The organism is Streptomyces sp. NPDC004721 (assembly GCF_053601495.1).
Window position 1 is genome coordinate 80,614 of sequence record NZ_JBSGBZ010000013.1, and the last position, 17,701, is coordinate 98,314.

Below are 17,701 nucleotides of genomic sequence, written 5' to 3' on the forward strand. Positions count from 1 at the left end.
GCACACGCGTGCGAGCGTGAGCCGGTGAACCAGGACTGGGAAGACCGCGTGGCCGCCGCCTGGGCCCGCTTCGACGACTACTCCGAGGACGAGGCGCCCGCGTTCCGGGCGCGGATCGACGCGCTCGTCGCCGAACTGCCCGACGGCAGCCCGCTCGGCCCGTTCGAGCAGGCCTGCGCCTGGGACTCCACCGGCCACTCGGACCGCGCGGTGCCGCTCTACCGGGAGGCACTGGCGCGCGGGCTGAGCGGCTACCGGGGCCGCCGGACCAGGATCCAACTGGCCAGCTCGCTGCGGAACATCGGTCATCCGGAGGAGGGCGTCAAGCTGCTCACGCCCGAACTGGACGGATCTTCCGACGAGTTGGACGACGCCGTCCGGGCGTGTCTGGCCCTGTGCCTGTCCAGTCTGGGCCGTGACCGCGAGGGCCTGTCCCTCGTCCTCGGCGCCCTCGCGCCCCATCTGCCCCGCTACCAGCACTCGATGGCGAACTACGCCAGGCTGCTGGTCCAACCGGAGAGCTGAGACCGCCGGGCGGCGATGTGACCAAGGACCGGCTCGCTCGTTTGCCTGGACGTGCAGTCACAGCATGTCGCCCCGCGCCACAAGTCCTCCCCCGGGCCGGTCATCGATGCCGAGCGGGCCGAGGCCGCGCTCGTCGAGCACTATCCGCGTCTGGTCCGGCTCGCCTATCTGGTGCTGCCACACGGGTTCGGGCGGGGCCGCCGCGTGCTGACCGCGCACGCGCTGGCACAGCGGGCGCTGCCGCGGGGCCGGTCCTCGGCGTCCGTGATCCCGGCCCAGTCGGCCGGCCGCGAGTCCGACCCTGGCTACGCCTTCGTCCGCCTCCAGGTGATCCGCACGGCCCTGGGGGCGGGCCGCCCGCTCAGGCGCCGGATCCGGCCCGGACGCGCCCAACTGCCGCCGATGATGCCCCTGGTGTGGGGCCTGCGCCTGTTCCCGCACACCGGCGGCGCCGACGAACTCGCCCTGGACCAGAAGCTGGCGACCCTGTCCGGGCCGGCCCGTGCCGCCTACGTCCTGCGCGGCCTGGAAAGGCTCCCGGACCACGCCGTCCGGGACGTACTGAAGGCCGCGGGCGTGGCCGACCCGGTCGCAGCGCTCCGCCAGGCCGACCGCCTGCCTGCCCAGTACGCGCTCCTCGACTCCTCCGAGTTCGACCCCTGTTCGTTGCAGGCCCGGCCCACCGACCTGAAGCGGCGCAGGCAGCACGCCAAGGCCGCGCTCGCCGCGGCGGCGGCCCTCGCCGTGTGCGGGGCGCTGTTCGCCCTGCCGGGCGGCGGCTGGGGCCCCGACGGCGCCGCCGCGCCCGCCTACGCGCAGAACCCGTCCGCCGAGGCCGCCCTGGATCCGGGCAGGCTGACCAGGGCCGCCCCCACCGCCTGGCGGACCTCCGCGCGGCTGGACCTCTCCGTATGGGCGGCCCGCGGCGACCGGGCCGGCGACACGGCCCTCCTGCGCCGCGCCCTCGCCGTCTGGGCCCGCCCGGGCGGGTCCGTACGGGTCTCGGCCACCCCCGGCACCGCCACGGGCGGCCCCGCCGGACCGCCGCAACTGCTCTACGCCGGCGACGTCGACAACGCGCGCGTGGTGATCTTCCACGACGGTCTGCGCATCGCCCGCTACGCCGAGCCGAAGGACTCCGCGGCCGGGGCCGCCCTCGACTTCGCCCGGGTCGACGGCGCCGCCGGCGCGGAGGCGAGCGCGGTGGTGCTCAGCCGCTCCGACGGCAACGTCCGCTATCTGACGGCGCCCTGGGTGAAGGCGGCGGCCGAGCGGGACCTGCTCAAGCCGGACGCCGGGGCGATGGACCTCGGCATCACGGACGGGGTCACCGGGCCGCTGGCCAGCCCGGTCCAGCAGTCCGGCGCCTGCACCTCGTGGAACGTGCTCCAGCTGACCGGCGAACCCGGCACGCATGTCCTGGCCGACCTCGGCGAGCTGGCCCCCGCCCGCCTCACCACGGGCCGCCCGGACGCCCCGCAGGAGGCGTCCGGTGCGGCGGGGCTGCGCGCCTGGGCGCCGCTGGCCTGCTCACTGGCTTCCGTGCGCGCGCAAGGCGTCCGGTCGGTCAACGCCTGGCAGTACGCCGAGCAGCCGCTGCCCGACGCGACCGGCACGGCCGCGTGGGTGTGCACCCGGGCCGAGACCTGGCGGGGCGACGGGCCCCGCGTGCTCGCCCAGTTCCACACCCCCGGCGGGAAGTACGCGGCGGTCGCGGCCAAGGCAGAGAACGTGCCCGCGTGCGGCGCCCGCGATCCGCACGTGCTGGCCGGGGTGCTGTGGAAGTCGGAGGCCGGCACCTGGTACCTGCTCGCCGCCGGCGGCCGGGACACCGCCTCGATCAGCGCCACGGGCGGGGTCAGCGCCTCCTCCCAGGGCCACTTGCTCGCCGTACGGACCCGGCAGGGCGCCCAGGCCGACCTGAAGGGGAAGCTGGACGACGGCAGGTCCGTCGACGTGTTGCGCCAGAAGTGACCGGCCGGCGTGGGAGGGTGTGACGCCCCGAGGTCGAACACCGCGGTCGGTCCTCTCCGGTCCGTTCGGGGCTGGAATCGATCGGTAAGGTGTTCGCATGACTACCGGGGTTCGCCGCAGGATGGGAGTCGAGGAACGACGGCAGCAGTTGATCGGCGTCGCCCTCGAACTGTTCAGCCGCCGCTCGCCCGACGAGGTCTCCATCGACGAGATAGCGTCGGCGGCGGGCATCTCGCGCCCGCTGGTCTACCACTACTTCCCGGGCAAACTCAGCCTGTACGAGGCCGCGTTGAAGCGCGCCTCGGACGATCTGGCGGGCCGGTTCGCGGAGCCGCGCGAGGGCCCGCTGGGGGCGCGGCTGCTGCGGGTGATGCGCCGGTACTTCGACTTCGTGGACGAGCACGGACCCGGTTTCTCGGCGCTGATGCGCGGCGGACCGGCCGTGGGCTCGTCGACGACGAACGCGCTCATCGACTCCGTCCGGCAGGCCGCGTATGACCAGATCCTTTCCCACCTGGGGGTCGAGGAGCCGCCCGCGCGGCTGGAGCTGGTCGTCCGCTCGTGGATCTCGCTCGCGGAGTCGACGGCGCTGATCTGGCTGGACGGCCGGCGCATCCCGCGCGCCGAGCTGGAGCTCCAGCTGGTGCACGACTTCGGCGCGCTCGTCGCGGTCAGCGCCGCCCACGACGAGGAGATGGGCGCGCTCATGCGCCGGGTCTTCAAGGACGAGCCGGCCGAGGGCCCCTTCGTGGACCTGATCGGCCGGCTCGTCGCTCTCGCCTCCTGACGCCGCTTCCTGGCAGCGCTAGGCGTCGAACTTCCGGTACGAGGCGTCGAGGTCGCGCACCTCGGCCGACGCATGCAGCGCCAGGCCGTCGACCGGGTTCACATGCTGCCGCAGCGCCTCCAGGACCGCCTCCGTCAGCCGCGCCTTGGTTTCGTCGGTGCGGCCGGCCAGCAAGCCGATGGTGACGTGCACGATCGCGTGCCCCTCGGTGTCCGGACCGACGACGGTGTCCTCGGTCCGGCGGAACTGCGTCTTGCACGCCGGAGGCTTGGCGGCCGCGATCTCGACCGTGCGGGCGTGCAGCTCCCGCGCGAAGGCACGCCGGTCGAAGGCGTCGGCCAGCCGCTCGGAGTAGTCGACGGTGATCTGCGGCATGAGCACTCCTGTTCCGGGTCTACCGGGGACCCGCGCTAGTTCCTGAACACCGCGACCGTACGCGCCGGGACCGTGAACGACCCGGTCGCCCTCTCGTACGACGAGGTCTTCACCACCGGATCGGCACCCGCCGTCTGCACCGGGTGCAGCCGGTAGTCGGTCCCCGCGAGCTCTGTGACACGCTGCCGCTGCGGTTCGGGCGTGGCGTTGAACACCACGACGAGGTCACCGAGCCTCATGGTGATCACGCCGGGCGTCTCGTCGCCGCCCGACAGCGGGAAGGACAGCTTCCGCTGCACCTCCGCGGCTGTGCCCAGGGAGAAGGCCCGCTCCGTGGTGCGGATGCGCAGCAGGTCCCGGTACGCGGCCGAGGCCCCCTGGATCTGCGGGCAGCCCACCGCGACGGAGGTGAGCAGCGGCTTGGCGTACGGCCACTTGTCCTGGTTGTCGGCCGCCATGGGCAGCCCGCGGCCGAAGCCGTTGCCGTCGGCGCAGTTCCAGTGGATGGCGTTGAACCAGTCGCCGCTGTCGTAGGAGTTGCGGTCGAGGGACTTCGAGCGCAGCAGGTCGGTCCCGGCCTGGGACAGCGCCGGCCCCTGCGACAGCGCGGCCGTCGCCATCGCCAGGACCTGCATCCGGGCCCGGTCGTCCGCGCTCGTGGTGGACGGCAGTTTGTAGGCGAGGGCGTCGAACAGCGACTCGTTGTCGTGCGCGTCGGCGTAGGCGAGGGCGTCGCCGGGGGCGTCCGCGTATCCGGCGGGCGCGCCGTTGTAGTCGACCTCGGCTCCGGTGACCTCCCTGCCGCCGGTGTCGGTGAAGCGGTACGCGGCGAGGTTGCCGCTCAGGCCGACCTTGATCAGGTCCTGGTAGTGCAGCAGGCGGGCCTTCTGCTCGGCCCTGCTGCCGTTGCCCGGGGAGGAGTTGGGGTCGGTGTAGAGGCCGGAGGCGAAGCCCTGGACGCCCGGGTCGTCGTCGAAGGGGCCGCCGCCGCGGACCGCGTCACGGGCCCGGTCGGAGAAGGTCGCGATGTCCGTGCCCGCCATGTTCCGCTGCGTGGCCTGGACGAACCGCGCGTCGTCGGCGACCTCGCCGAAGTTCCAGCCCTCGCCGTACAGGATGATGTTCCTGCCGTCCACGCCGTCCTTCTCGAGCGTGAGCGCGTCGAGCGCCTTGCGGACGGCGAGCATGTTGGCCTTGGGGTGGTGGCCCATGAGGTCGAAGCGGAAGCCGTCGACCTTGTACTGCCGGGCCCAGGTGACGACCGAGTCCACGACCAGCTTGCCCATCATGGCGTTCTCGGGCGCGGTGTTCGCGCAGCAGGTGCTGTTGGCCACCGTCCCGTCGGCGAGGAGCCGCTGGTAGTAGCCGGGCACGACCCTGTCGAGCACGGAGGTGTCCGCCTGGCCGGCGGCGGCCGTGTGGTTGTAGACGACGTCCATGACGACGCGCAGCCCGTCCTGGTTGAGCGCCTTGACCATCTGCCGGAACTCGACGGTACGGGCCGTGCCGTCCGGGTCGGTGGCGTAGGAGCCCTCGGGGACCGTGTAGTGGTAGGGGTCGTAGCCCCAGTTGTAGGCGTCCCGCGCGGCGGTCGCCGCCACGCACGCCTGCTGCCGCTCGGAGTCGGCCGGGTAGGAGGCCAGGTCGCAGCCCGGGGTCGCCTGGTCGGCCTTCTTCTCGGGAATGGTGGCGATGTCGAAGGCGGGCAGCAGGTGCACGTACGACGTGCCCGCCTTCGCCAGCTCCCGCAGGTGCCGGGAGCCGTCGCTGTTCTTGTCCGTGAAGGCCAGGTAGGTGCCCTGGTCCCGGGCCGGGACCGTCCGGTCCGCGACGGAGAAGTCCCGGATGTGCAGCTCCTGGATCTGGGCGTCGCGCAGGGGTACGGCCTTGGGCTTGGCCAGGCCCGACCAGCCGCTCGGGGCCAGCGCCCTGTCGTCGAGGTCGACGACGAGGCTCCGCTCGGAGTTCGCGGTGAGGGCGACGGAGTACGGGTCGGTGACCTTGTTGGTGACCACCTTGCGGACGGTGGGCGCCCATACCGTCACGACGTACCGGTAGGGCTTGTTCTTCCACGACGCCGGGCCCGTGACGGACCAGACGCCGGTCGTGTCGTCGCGGTGCATGGCGACCGACTTGCCGTCCAGCTCCAGGGCCACGCTCCGCGCGGTCGGCGCCCACACACTCAGCGTGGGCCTGCCCTGGTGGAAGACGGGGCCGAGCTGCGCCTTGGCGGCCGAGGTGCCGTACACGTCGTCGAGCACGCCCGCGAGCTGGACTCCGGTCGCGGCGAGCACGGCACCTCTCCCAGAGCTTGACGCCTGGGAGGTACCCCCAGCAGCCCGCTGGGAGGCGACGACCTGGCCACGCAGGGCCTCGCGGACGCGGGCGCGGTCCCGCGGGTCGACGGAGTAGGCGGTGTAGTCCTTCAGATGCGGGAACTTCGCCTTCTGGGTGTCGGTGAGCGTGGTCCTGGCAAGCCGCAGCCAGCGCTCGTCGTCGCTGGTCAGCGTCCCGTTCTGGACGGTGATCGAGCCGTCGTGGGAGTAGACGAGCTGGGTGGAGGCGGCGCCCTCCACGCCCTTGAGGGCCACCGTGTCCCGGTCGATCCAGACCGCCTTCGAGGTGGTGAGGTCGAGGGCGCCCGCGCCGCCGGTGGGCTGCGGCAGCAGGGGCTTGTCCTGGCCGTTCATCAGCCACACCTCGTGGCCGTTGGCCGCCTTGAGGTCCAGGGACTGGTCGGCGGGCAGGTCCTTCTCGTCGCCCTTGTGGATGATGTAGCTGAGACTGGTGGCACCGTCGGTGAGCGGTACCTCGAAGACCGCGCCATAGGAGTCAGTCTTGACCGGCTGGAGGGGTTTCGACCAGTCGGTGGGGTTGGCGGCGCCGGTCCAGACGTGCAGGCCCCAGCCGTCGTAGTTCCCGTCGGCGCGGTGGTAGTGGAGCACGGCCTTGGAGGTGTCCTGCGCCGGATACTCGGGCCGCGCCGTCTGTACGGCCTCCTTGCCCTGTTCGACCCAGACCTCGCCGGTCCTGGTGACGTCGATGGACCGGTCGGCGGAGACGTCCTTGTTCCCGTCCCTGTCGATGACCAGGAAGCCGACGTCGGAAGCGCCCGGCTTCAGCTTCACGTAGGCGAAGGCTCCGTAGGCGTCCCGGCCGGTGAAGGGGTGGCTGTTCGGCCAGGTGGTCGACTCGCCGTCGGCGAGGTCGCCCCAGGCGTACAGGCCCCAGTTGGCGTAGTCGCCGTCGGCGCGCTTGTAGTGGACGACCGCGTACTCGCGGGAGGAGGCGGTGGGGATCTCGGGGGCCGGCGGGGTGCCGGTGGTGGAGTCCGCGGTCGCGCTCGCCGTGCGGCCCGCCGAGTCGACGACGACCGCCTTGTAGCGCAGGGCGGTGCCGGCCGGGACGGTCCGGGCCACGGTCTGGGTGACCCGGTAGGGGGCGTGGTCGGCGGAGCCGAGCACCTTCCAGGGGCCGTTCCCGGTCTGCGCGGCGAAGACGACCCGGTTGAGCTGCCCACCGGTGACGTCGGCGGTCAGCTCGACGGTGCCGGTGGCGCCCGCGGCGGGGGGCATGAGGGTGACGGCGGGCTTGGTGGCGGGCCGGTCGAGGGTGCCCGCGGCCTTGAGGACGACGGCGGATCCGGCCGGGACGGTGACGGTGACCCTGCGGTCGGCGTCGGAGGTCACGGCCGCCCCGGTGCCGTGGATCCCTCGGTACGTCATCCGCGCCGAGCCGGTGGCGAACGTGGCCGTCCTCGCCTCGCCCGCGTTGTTGAAGGCGACGACGTACTCGGCCTCGGTCCGGGCGTCGGTGCGGGTGAAGGCGTAGACACCGGGCCCGTCCGCGGCGTAGCGCTCGGTCTGGACGCCGTCCGTGAGGGCAGGGTTGTCCTTGCGGAGCTTCGCGAGGCCGGCGATCTGCCGGTAGAGCGGCGCGGTGGTGTCGTAGGCGTCGCTCTCGTGGCCGCGGTCGGTGCCGATCCGGTCGTCGTCGAGGTAGTCGGCGACCCGGGAGGCGAACATGGTCTGGCGGGCGTCCTTGTCGCCGCCGGAGCCGGTGAAGCCCTGTTCGTCGCCGTAGTAGACGACGGGGTTGCCTCGGCTGAGGAACATCAGCTCGTTGGCGAGCTTGTCCTTGCGCAGGATCTCGGCGTCGGTCGCCTTCGGGTCGTCCTGCTTCAGGAAGTACCCGATGCGGCCCATGTCGTGGTTGCCGAGGAAGGTGACCTGCTCATAGGCGTTGGCCTTGTCGGTCGTGTACTTGTAGTCGTCGCCGAAGACGCCCGCGAGCCTCTTCGCGCTGCCGCCCTGGGAGGCGTAGGCGCGGGCCGCGTCCTGGAACGGGAAGTCGAGCGTGGCGTCGAGGCGGCCCTCGGTGACGTACGGGGCGTTCACGGAGGTGTCGGCGGAGTAGACCTCGCCGAACATGAAGAAGTCCTTGCGGCCGTGGGCGGCGGCGTACGTGTCGAGCGCCGTGGCCCACTGAGTCCAGAACTCCATGTCGACGTGCTTGACGGTGTCGATGCGGAAGCCGTCGACACCGAAGTCCTTCACCCAGCGCTGGTAGATCTTCTCCATGCCGCTGACGACCTCGGGGCGCTCGGTCCACAGGTCGTCGAGGCCGGAGAAGTCGCCGTAGGTGGAGTTCTCGCCGGCGTAGGTGGAGTCGCCACGGTTGTGGTACATCGCCGGGTCGTTGAGCCAGGACGGGACCTTGGCGTTCTTCTTGGCGGCCGGGACGACCGGTGTGCGCGGGAAGGAGGAGGCGTCCACGGCGGGGAACTTCTTCGTGCCATCCGCGTAGTCGGCGTCGTCGAAGGGCCGGCCGTCCTTGGTCAGGTACGGGAAGGCACCCTTGGACAGGTACTCGTGGGAGCCGTCCTCGTAGTCGATGACGTCGGCGGTGTGGTTCGTGATGACGTCGAAGAAGACCTTCATGCCCTTGGCGTGCGCCTTGGAGATGAGGGTTTCGAGGTCCTTGTTGGTGCCGAAGTGCGGGTCGACCTGGGTGAAGTCGGTGATCCAGTAGCCGTGGTACCCGGCGGAGGCGTCCTTGCCGGTCCCCTGCACGGGCTGGTTCTTGAAGATCGGTGCCAGCCAGATGGCCGTGGTGCCGAGGCCCTTGACGTAGTCGAGCCGGTTCGTCAGGCCCTTGAGGTCGCCGCCCTGGTAGAAGCCCTTGTCGGTGGGGTCGTAGCCGGTGGCGAGCCGTGAACCGGTCAGCCCGCCCCGGTCGTTGGACGTGTCCCCGTTGGCGAAACGGTCCGGCAGGACGAAGTAGAACTGCTCCCGGGTCGCGTCGTGCCGCGCCGGCTCGGCGGCGAGCCTCGCGTCCGAGGGCGGCGCGGGCGGTTTCCCGGCCGCCTGTGCCGTGAGCGGTGGGACGAGCGCCGCGGCGAGCGCGGCCGCGGTGACGGCGGCGACACGTCCGCCTGACGGGGTGCGGCGCCGCGAGGGCGCCGGCCATCTCGGTATCACGGGGTGAACTCCTTGGCGGTACGGCTCACTTGATTGCGGCCCCTCGCCCCGGCATCGACGACGCCGCCGGGCGTGGGCGCGACCGTATCGCCTGCGCAAGGCTTACAGCAAGACCTCTGCAAGTCACAGCAACTCTTTTCACCAACACGCCCCCCGGCAGGGGCCGGCGCCCCGCGTGCGTAGCCCGGGGGCGCCCACGCAGCCCCGCTCGCGGATGCCGACCGCCTCCGGGGGGCCCGCCGAGGTGGCGGCGCACCAGCGGGTCGGGCCACAGGCGGCGGTGAGCCGGTACGTCGTCCGGCTCGACCGGCCGCAGGAGCAGGCTCCGGGCCGTCAGCAACTCGGCTTGCCCGAGTAGAGGGCCAGTGCCGTGTTGGAGCCGAGTGTCGCGGTGAACTGGCCGGAGCCGTTCACCGTCACCGTCGTGTTGTTCTGCACGTTGCAGTACGTGCCCGCCGGGAGGGACGTCTGGTAGGTGCGGGTCAGGGTGCCCGTCTCGTGGTTGACGGCCACGAAGCCCTTGGCGCCCCGGCCGAAGGCGATGGCGTTGTTGCCGTTGTCCCACCAGTTCGTCACCGACTGGCCGCGGGTGGCGTTGCGGAAGGCGACCATGGACTTGATCTCCGGCCAGGCGTGCTGGCACTTCCAGCCGTCCTGCCAGCAGGCGTTGACCTTGCCGCCGTTGGGGGGACCGGCGTCCGCGTCGGACCACTCGTAGGCGGAGTTGATGTCGGGGGCGCCGTAGGGCCAGGCCAGCATGAAGACGTTGGCCAGCGTGTAGTTGGCGCCGTTCTTGTAGTTGAGGGTCGAGCCGTTGCGCTCGGTGTCGTGGTTGTCGACGAACACGCCGGCCACCGAGTTGCTCAGATAGCCCCAGCCCTCGCCGTAGTTCTTGAGGTACGCGAGCTTCTCGTTGGTGAAGACCCGCTTGAGGTCGTAGGCGTAGCGGAACTCCTGGACGTCGCCGTTGCCCGTGTACTCGCCCGGCTGGACCGCCTCGCCGGCGCCGTGGATGACCTCCTGCTTCCAGTAGGCGGAACGGTTCGTCAGGCGGGACTTGATGTTGGCGAGGTCGGCCGTGTCCATGTGCTTGGCCGCGTCGACGCGGAAGCCGTCGACCCCGAGGGAGAGCAGGTCGTTCATGTAGCCGGCGATGGTCTTGCGGACGTACTCCTCGCCGGTGTCGAGGTCGGCGAGGCCCACCAGTTCGCAGTGCTGGACGTTCCAGCGGTCCTGGTAGTTGGTGATCGGGGCCATGCAGTCGTCGAAGTCGTAGACCGAGTACAGGCCCGGGTAGTCGTACTTCGTGTACGAGGAGCCGCCGGTGCCGGTGCCGCTGCCCGCCGACATGTGGTTGATGACGGTGTCGACGACGACCTTCACGCCCGCCGCGTGGCAGGTGTTGACCATGTCCTGGAACGCGGCACGATCGCCGAGCCGACCGGCGATCTTGTAACTCACCGGCTGGTACGACGTCCACCACTGCGGACCCTGGATGTGCTCGGCGGGCGGGGAGACCTGGACGTAGCCGTAGCCGGCCGGGCCGAGGGTGTTCGCGCACTCCTTGGCGACCGAGGCGTAATTCCACTCGAAGAGGACCGCGGTGACGTCCTTCGTGCCGGGCGGGGAGGCGGCGGCGGGGGCCGCGAGGGCCACCGAGGCAGCCACGGCGAGGGCGGCCGCGCATGAAAGGGGCCTGCGGATGGTCATGTGGGGGTTCCTTCTCCGTTGAAGGCCCTTGCTGAAAGGTTCAGCAAGTCGATGACCCCGGATGGTAGAAGGCCCGCCGCCTCAACGGGCAGCGGGCCGTGGGGAGTTGATGTGAAACTGTGACCTGTCGGGTCAGGCCGTGGTCCACCACACCGTCGTGTCGGACGGGACCTTCGCCTCGTCGTCCGCCTCCGTCACCTCGCCGCTCGTGAGCAGCACACGGCCGTACGCCGGGGTGGTCACCGACTCGCCGGTCGTGTTCGCCACGCAGACGAACTCACCGCGCCGGAAGGCGAGGACGCCCTCGGGCGCGCGCAGCCACTCCACCGCGTCGCCGGCGCCCAGGTCGGGGTGGGCGCGGCGGGCGGCGAGGGCCGAGCGGTACAGCTCCAGGGTGGAGCCCGGTACGCCCTGCTGGGCCGCCACGCTCAGCCGGCCCCAGTGCGCGGGCTGCGGGAGCCAGCTGCCACCGCCGCCGAATCCGTAGGAGGAGCCCTCGCGGGTCCACGGGATCGGCACCCGGCATCCGTCGCGGAACCCGTCCTGGCCCTCGCCCCGGAAGTACGCCGGATCCTGGCGCACCTCGTCCGGCAGGTCCACGACGTCCGGCAGGCCCAGTTCCTCGCCCTGGTAGACGTAGGCCGAACCGGGCAGCGCCAGCATCAGCAGCGTGGCCGCGCGCGCCCGGCGCAGGCCGAGATCGCGGTCGCCGGCGCTGCGGATCTGGGTGCCGAGGCCGGGCGGGTTGGCGAAGCGGGTGGCGTGCCGGGTGACGTCGTGGTTCGACAGCACCCAGGTGGCCGGGGCACCCACCGGCCGCATCGACTCAAGGGTGCGGTCGATGACCTCGCGGAGCTCGCCGGCGTCCCACGCGGTGCTCAGGTACTGGAAGTTGAACGCCTGGTGCAGTTCGTCGGGGCGCACGTAGTTCGCGGTGCGTTCGACGGTCGGGGTCCACGCCTCCGCGACGAAGATCCGGTCGCCCGGGTATTCGTCGAGGATGTGCCGCCACTGCCGGTAGATCGCGTGCACGCCGTCCTGGTCGAAGAACGGCATGACATCGTTGCCCAGCAGCTTCAGCTGGTCGTGGGTGCCGAGGTCGGGCAGGCCCTCGGCCTTGACCAGGCCGTGCGCCACGTCGATGCGGAAGCCGTCGACGCCCATGTCGAGCCAGAACCGAAGGATCGAGCGGAACTCGTCGCCCACGGCCGGGTGGTCCCAGTCGAAGTCGGGCTGCTCGGGCGCGAACAGGTGCAGGTACCACTCGCCGGGGGTGCCGTCCGGCTCGGTGACCCTGGTCCAGGCGGGGCCGCCGAAGATGGACTCCCAGTCGTTGGGCGGGAGTTCGCCGTTCGCGCCCTTGCCGGGGCGGAAGTGGTAGCGGTCGCGCAGGGCGGAGCCGGGGCCCTCCACGAGCGCGCGCTTGAACCATTCGTGCTGGTCGGAGGAGTGGTTGGGCACGATGTCGACGATGACCCTCAGGCCCAGCGCGTGGGCGTCGCGGATCATCGCGTCGGCGTCCAGCAGGTTGCCGAACATGGGGTCGACGGCCCGGTAGTCGGCGACGTCGTAGCCGGCGTCGGCCTGCGGGGAGGCGTAGAACGGGCTGAGCCAGACGGCGTCCACACCGAGGTCGCGCAGGTACGGCAGGCGGGAGCGTACGCCCTCCAGGTCGCCCATGCCGTCGCCGTCGCCGTCGGCGAAGCTGCGGGGATAGACCTGGTAGATCACCGCGTCCCGCCACCAGTCGCGACGCGGGGCGACGGTGGCGGCAGCCGCTTCGGAGAGGGGGGATTCGGCCGGGAAGTGCTGCTTGCTCATGGCGTCCTTGGTGCGTCGGGTTCCCCTGCTCGGGCGAAGTCGAGAGCTCGGGGGTGATTGCTTGTCAGGCGATTGCTTGTCAGGCGATTGCTTGTCGTGGGTGCGGGAGACGGCGTCCGGGTGACGAGGCGGGCGCGGTGACAGCGGGGTCCGGGGGTCCCCCTGCTCGAAGAGCCTGGGGAAGGGCACCGCGGCCGCCATCCGCGCGGGAGCCGTCGACAGTGGGTGGGGGTCAGCCCTTGGTACCGCCCGCGGTGAGGCCGGTGACGAGGTTTTTCTGGACAAGATAGAAGAAAACCGACACCGGAACGGCGATCAACACCGCGGTGGCGGCCATGTAGTTCCACTGGGCGTCGTGCTCGCTGACGAAGCTCTGCAGACCGACCGCGAAGGTGTACTTGGAGTCGTCCAGCATGAAGGTGGTCGCGAACGCGACCTCGCCGACGGCGGTGATGAAGTTGTAGAAGGCCGCGACGGCCAGTCCCGGGCGGGCCAGCGGCAGGATCAGTCGTACGAAGGTGCCGAAGGGGCTCAGCCCGTCCACGCGTCCGGCCTCGTCGATCTCGAAGGGGATGGTGTCGAAGTAGCCCTTGAGGAGCCAGGCGCTGTAGGGCACGGCCGTGGTGCAGTTGATGACGATCAGGGCCCAGTACGTGTCGATGAGACCGAACCGGCTGAAGATCTCGTACATCGGCACGATCAGGATGGCGATCGGAAAGGCCTGGGTGAGCAGCAGCACCCACATCAGCTGCTTGTAGCCGGGAAAGCGCATGCGCGAGACCGCGTAGCCGGTGGTGGCGGCGACGAAGACGCCGATCAGGGTGGTGCCGAGGGCCACGATCATCGTCGACTTGAGCCAGTCGAAGAAGGCGGTGTGCTGCAGCACGAAGCTGTAGTTGGAGAAGGTGAGCTTGCCGAAGATCTCGCCGGGGTGCAGGTAGTCGTCCTTGTCCGGGCCGAGCGACAGGAAGAACAGCCAGGCCACCGGGGCCAGCGCGACGAGGCTCGCCACGGCGAGGCCGCCGTGCAGGAGGGCGCTGCCGAGCGGGCCGCGCTCGCCCCGCCGGCGGGTCCGGCGCGGGGGCGGCGGGGCGGACGCCGGTCCGGCCGGAGTCTTTTCGAGGATCGTGGTGCTCATGGCGGCAGCTCCTGCGGCGTCAGACGGCGAGCTGGTCATTGCGCTTCAGCCAGCGGAAGTAGAAGGAGGTGAAGACGGTGAGGATCGACAGCAGCAGTACGCCGTACGCGGCGGACTGGGCGAAGTCGCGCGGCTGCTGTCCGAAGCCCAGGTAGTAGGCCCAGGTGACGAGGATCTGGGCGTCGGGCGCGCTGTAGGGGCCGAACAGCAGGAAGATGATGGCGAACTGGTTGAAGGTCCAGATGACGCCGAGCAGCACCACGGTGGAGCTGACCGCGCGCAGACCGGGCAGCGTGACGTGCCGGAAGCGCTGCCAGGCGCTCGCGCCGTCCATCTCCGCGGCCTCGTAGAGCGTGGAATCGATGGACTGGAGGCCGCCGAGCAGCGAGAGCATCATGAACGGCACCCCGCACCAGGTGTTGACCATGATCGCGGCGAACCGCTGCCAGAAGGTGTCCTCGAGCCACTGCGGCTGGGGCAGGTGCAGGCTGCCGAGCACCTGGTTGAGCACACCGGAGTCGGCGAGCATGATCCGCCAGGAGAAGACCGTGACGAAGGTCGGCACGGCCCAGGGCAGGACCAGCATCAGCCGGTAGAAGGTGCGGCCGCGCAGCTTCTGGTTGAGCATGAGCGCGAGGCCGAGGCCGATGCTGTAGTGCAGGAACACGCAGGCGGCCGTCCAGAAGACGGTCCACAGGAAGTGCGACCAGAACCGGTCGTACGCGGTCGGGCCGAAGAGGATGTCCTGGTAGTTGTCCAGCCCGATGAACCTGTAGGTGGCCTCGATGTGGTTGACGCCGATGGTGCGCGCCGAGTTGAGGCTGTTGGCATCGGTGAGGGTCAGGTAGAAGCCCCGCACCAGGGGGTATCCCACGATGCCGCCGAGCACGACGACCACCGGCGCGATCATCGCGTAGGCATACCAGTACTTCTGGTAGCCGTTCTTCAGGCGCTGCCCCAGCCCGGGCCGAGGCGCGCGGTCACCGCGGCGCCTGCCGGTCGCGCGGTCGATGGCGACTGTCATGGTTCGACACCTTTTGCAAGATCAGGGAGTTGGGCTGGGCACAGGCCGGTGGCCGTCGGAGTCCTCCCCTTCGCGGGAGCACTCCGACGGCCACGACGGCTCACTTGCTGAAGTCGGGGACCAGCTTGGCGATCGCGAGTTCCGCGTTGCTCAGGCCCTTGTCCAGGGACTCCTTGCCGGCGGCGATCTTGGGCAGCTCGCTGTCGAGCGGGCCCCACAGGGAGCCGTACTCGGGCAGCGCCGGGCGCGGCTGGGCGGCGGGCAGGACGCCCTGGTAGCCGGCGATCCCGGGGTCGGCCTTGACCTCCGCGGTGTAGGCGTCGTCGCGGGTGGGCAGCGTGGAGTTCTTCAGGGCGATGGCCTCCTGGGTCTTCGCCGAGGTCATCCAGCGCACGAACTTCAGGGCCGCGTCCTGGTGGGCCTTGTCCGAGCCGGCGTAGACGGAGAGGTTGTGGCCGCCGGTCGGGGCGCCCGCCTTGCCGGCGGAGCCGGCCGGGACGGTGGCGATGCCCAGGTTGGACTTGTCCGCGAAGGCGGAGCCCTTGTAGAAGTTGGTGATCTCCCAGGGACCCTGGATGATCGCGGCGACCTTGCCGTTGACGAACGCGTCCTGGATGTGGGCGTAGGCGTCGGCGGTGGTGTCGGCCTTGTGCAGGCCCTTGCCGTCGAACAGGCTGAGCCAGGTGCCGTAGGCCTTCTTGGCGGGCGCCGAGTTCATGGTGATCTTCTTGGCGTCGGCGTCGACGGTGTTGGTGCCCTCGCCGTAGAGGAAGCTCTGGGCGTAGTAGGCCTGGGTGGAGCCCCAGTAGCCGTCGACGCCGGTCTTGTCCTTGATCTTGGCGGCGGCGGACTTCAGCTCGTCCCAGGTCTTGGGGGCCTCGGAGATGCCGGCCTTCTTGAACAGGTCCTTGTTGTAGACAAGGGCCAGGGTGTCGGTGACGAACGGGACGCCGTAGGTCTTGCCCTCGTACTGGGCCTGCGTGATCAGGCTGGGCTGGAACTTGTCCTGCTCGGCGAGGGCCTCGGTGCCGTCCAGCGGCACGAAGTAGCCCTTCTTGGCGAAGGCCGGGGTCCAGCCGACCTCGGAGCGCAGCACGTCCGGGGCGCCCTTGGAGCCGGCGGCCGTGTCGAACTTGTTCTGCGCCTGGTCGAACTGGACGTTGACGTACTTGACCTTGATGTCCTTGTTGGCCGCTTCGAACTGCTTGACCAGGGCCTGGTACGTCGGTGCCTCGTTGGTGGCGTTGGAGGTGTCCCACCAGGTGATGGTCACCGGACCGTCCGACTTGTCGCTGCCGCTGTCGCTCCCGCCGCACGCCGTCGCCGCGAGAGCGAGGGACGCCACCAGCGCGGTGGCCGCTATGCCACGCCGCATGAGTTCTCCTTGAGGGTTAAGCCCGTGAACAGGGAACGGTCCCGTCCGCCGCCCTGCCGACTTGCCGACCGCGCCGTTGCCGCCGCCGGGCGACCGAGAACGTAACAGCGTTGCAAGCTTCGCGAAAGACCTTGCAGAAAAAAAGTGCAAGACGGCAGGCGAGTTACCACTTCGTGATCTTCCGGAGCAGGCCCTACGACCCTGATTTCACGCGGGCAGGCGGCCCCTCGGACACTTGTGCAAGACTCTGCAAGCCCTTGCCAGATGATGGTGAGGGAGGAATCATCCCGTTGCGGACCGGACGCCGAGACCCGGACGTCGACCGGCCGCCGACCGAACACGAGGGATCGCGATGACGCAGCAGCCCGCAGCGGGCCGTTCCACGGCTCGCACCAGGCGCCCCGTCAGTGTGCAGGGCGGGGGCCGGCCGGTACAGTCCGGTCATGTGACCACACGGCTTGCCGACATCGCCGCCCAGGCGGGAGTGAGCGAAGCGACCGTCAGCCGCGTCCTCAACGGGAAGCCGGGCGTCGCCGCCACCACCCGCCAGTCCGTGCTGGCCGCCCTCGACGTCCTCGGCTACGAGCGCCCGGTACGGCTGCGGCAGCGCAGCGAGGGCCTGGTGGGCCTGATCACCCCGGAGCTGGAGAACCCGATCTTCCCCGCGTTGGCGCAGGTCATCGGCCAGGCGCTGACCCGGCAGGGCTACACCCCGGTGCTCGCCACCCAGACCCCCGGCGGGTCCACGGAGGACGAGCTGACCGAGATGCTGGTGGACCGCGGGGTCGCCGGGATCATCTACGTCTCCGGTCTGCACGCGGACACCACGGCCGACATGGAGCGCTACGAGCGCCTGCGCGCCCAGGGCGTGCCCTACGTCCTCGTGGACGGCTTCTCCCCCAAGGTGCAGGCGCCGTTCATCTCCCCCGACGACCGGGCCGCGATGACCCTGGCGGTCACCCACCTCGCCTCCCTGGGGCACGCCCGTATCGGCCTGGCCCTCGGCCCGAAGCGCTTTGTGCCGGTCCAGCGCAAGATCGAGGGCTTCGTGCGCGCCATGCGGGACCAGCTCGGCCTGGCCGCGGACGTCGTCGAGTCGGAGCTGATCCAGCACTCCCTCTACACCCTGGAGGGCGGCCAGGCCGCGGCCACCGCGCTCATCGAACGGGACTGCACGGCGATCGTCTGCGCGAGCGACATGATGGCGCTCGGCGCGATCCGGGCGGCCCGGCAGCGCGGCCTGGAGGTCCCCCGGGACGTCTCCGTGGTGGGCTTCGACGACTCCCCCTTGATCGCCTTCACCGACCCGCCCCTGACGACCATCCGCAAGCCGGTGCCGGCGATGGGCCAGGCGGCGGTGCGCACGCTGCTCGAGGAGATCGGCGGGACGCCCGCGCCGCACAGCGAGTTCGTGTTCATGCCGGAGCTGGTGGTGCGCGGTTCGACCGCTTCGGCCCCTGGGGACCGCCCTCGCCCCTGAGGCGGAGAACAT

General features: G+C 70.7%; 11 protein-coding genes. 4 read left to right on the plus strand and 7 right to left on the minus strand.

What is annotated here, in order from left to right; all coding sequences use genetic code 11:
* The first annotated feature begins 24 nt into the window (after positions 1 to 24).
* The 3 genes from ACWEK3_RS14620 to ACWEK3_RS14630 all read left to right on the plus strand — a co-directional run bounded on the left by ACWEK3_RS14620 (position 25) and on the right by ACWEK3_RS14630 (position 3,286).
* Positions 25 to 525 (plus strand): tetratricopeptide repeat protein, encoded by a 501-nt coding sequence (locus ACWEK3_RS14620; RefSeq protein WP_453249795.1) that lies wholly within the window; start codon positions 25 to 27, stop codon positions 523 to 525.
* A 51-nt stretch (positions 526 to 576) separates the two neighbouring features.
* Positions 577 to 2,499 (plus strand): hypothetical protein, encoded by a 1,923-nt coding sequence (locus ACWEK3_RS14625; RefSeq protein WP_453249796.1) that lies wholly within the window; start codon positions 577 to 579, stop codon positions 2,497 to 2,499.
* Positions 2,500 to 2,596: 97 nt separating this feature from the next.
* Positions 2,597 to 3,286 carry a TetR/AcrR family transcriptional regulator gene (locus tag ACWEK3_RS14630; protein ID WP_361409272.1) on the plus strand — a complete coding sequence of 230 codons (690 nt, stop codon included), beginning with the start codon at positions 2,597 to 2,599 and terminating at the stop codon, positions 3,284 to 3,286.
* An 18-nt stretch (positions 3,287 to 3,304) separates the two neighbouring features.
* Here the strand turns inward: ACWEK3_RS14630 and ACWEK3_RS14635 are convergent, their stop codons facing one another.
* From ACWEK3_RS14635 to ACWEK3_RS14665, 7 genes are all read right to left on the minus strand, one after another.
* Positions 3,305 to 3,661, minus strand: a complete 357-nt coding sequence (locus ACWEK3_RS14635) for a 5-carboxymethyl-2-hydroxymuconate Delta-isomerase (RefSeq protein WP_450544955.1) — start codon at positions 3,659 to 3,661, stop codon at positions 3,305 to 3,307.
* 35 nt (positions 3,662 to 3,696) lie between these two features.
* Positions 3,697 to 9,141 carry a pullulanase-type alpha-1,6-glucosidase gene (gene pulA, locus ACWEK3_RS14640; protein WP_453249797.1) on the minus strand — a complete coding sequence of 1,815 codons (5,445 nt, stop codon included), beginning with the start codon at positions 9,139 to 9,141 and terminating at the stop codon, positions 3,697 to 3,699.
* A 333-nt stretch (positions 9,142 to 9,474) separates the two neighbouring features.
* Entirely contained in the window at positions 9,475 to 10,851 is a 1,377-nt protein-coding gene (locus tag ACWEK3_RS14645; RefSeq protein ID WP_453249798.1) for an alpha-amylase, read from the minus strand.
* A 132-nt stretch (positions 10,852 to 10,983) separates the two neighbouring features.
* Positions 10,984 to 12,672, minus strand: a complete 1,689-nt coding sequence (locus tag ACWEK3_RS14650; protein ID WP_450544960.1) for a glycoside hydrolase family 13 protein — start codon at positions 12,670 to 12,672, stop codon at positions 10,984 to 10,986.
* Between the two features lie 232 nt (positions 12,673 to 12,904).
* On the minus strand, positions 12,905 to 13,810 hold the full coding sequence (locus ACWEK3_RS14655; RefSeq protein ID WP_384087280.1) for a sugar ABC transporter permease: 906 nt from the start codon (positions 13,808 to 13,810) through the stop codon (positions 12,905 to 12,907).
* Positions 13,811 to 13,829: 19 nt separating this feature from the next.
* Entirely contained in the window at positions 13,830 to 14,834 is a 1,005-nt protein-coding gene (locus tag ACWEK3_RS14660; protein ID WP_450544963.1) for a carbohydrate ABC transporter permease, read from the minus strand.
* 100 nt (positions 14,835 to 14,934) lie between these two features.
* The gene (locus ACWEK3_RS14665) at positions 14,935 to 16,209 is read right to left on the minus strand and encodes an extracellular solute-binding protein (protein WP_450544965.1); all 1,275 of its coding nucleotides are present in this window, start codon (positions 16,207 to 16,209) and stop codon (positions 14,935 to 14,937) included.
* Positions 16,210 to 16,654: 445 nt separating this feature from the next.
* Here ACWEK3_RS14665 and ACWEK3_RS14670 point away from each other — a divergent pair, with 445 nt between their 5' ends.
* A complete protein-coding gene (locus ACWEK3_RS14670) occupies positions 16,655 to 17,689 on the plus strand; it encodes a LacI family DNA-binding transcriptional regulator (RefSeq protein ID WP_365420724.1) in 1,035 nt (344 codons plus the stop codon).
* The last annotated feature ends 12 nt before the right edge of the window (positions 17,690 to 17,701 follow it).

Excerpts from the sequence above, each read along its gene's own strand:
- ACWEK3_RS14650 (WP_450544960.1), bottom strand. The coding sequence starts at position 12,672 with ATGAGCAAGCAGCACTTCCCGGCCGAATCCCCCCTCTCCGAAGCGGCT.
- ACWEK3_RS14655 (WP_384087280.1), bottom strand. The coding sequence starts at position 13,810 with ATGAGCACCACGATCCTCGAAAAGACTCCGGCCGGACCGGCGTCCGCC.
- ACWEK3_RS14630 (WP_361409272.1), top strand. The coding sequence starts at position 2,597 with ATGACTACCGGGGTTCGCCGCAGGATGGGAGTCGAGGAACGACGGCAG.
- ACWEK3_RS14645 (WP_453249798.1), bottom strand. The coding sequence starts at position 10,851 with ATGACCATCCGCAGGCCCCTTTCATGCGCGGCCGCCCTCGCCGTGGCT.
- ACWEK3_RS14635 (WP_450544955.1), bottom strand. The coding sequence starts at position 3,661 with ATGCCGCAGATCACCGTCGACTACTCCGAGCGGCTGGCCGACGCCTTC.
- ACWEK3_RS14665 (WP_450544965.1), bottom strand. The coding sequence starts at position 16,209 with ATGCGGCGTGGCATAGCGGCCACCGCGCTGGTGGCGTCCCTCGCTCTC.
- ACWEK3_RS14660 (WP_450544963.1), bottom strand. The coding sequence starts at position 14,834 with ATGACAGTCGCCATCGACCGCGCGACCGGCAGGCGCCGCGGTGACCGC.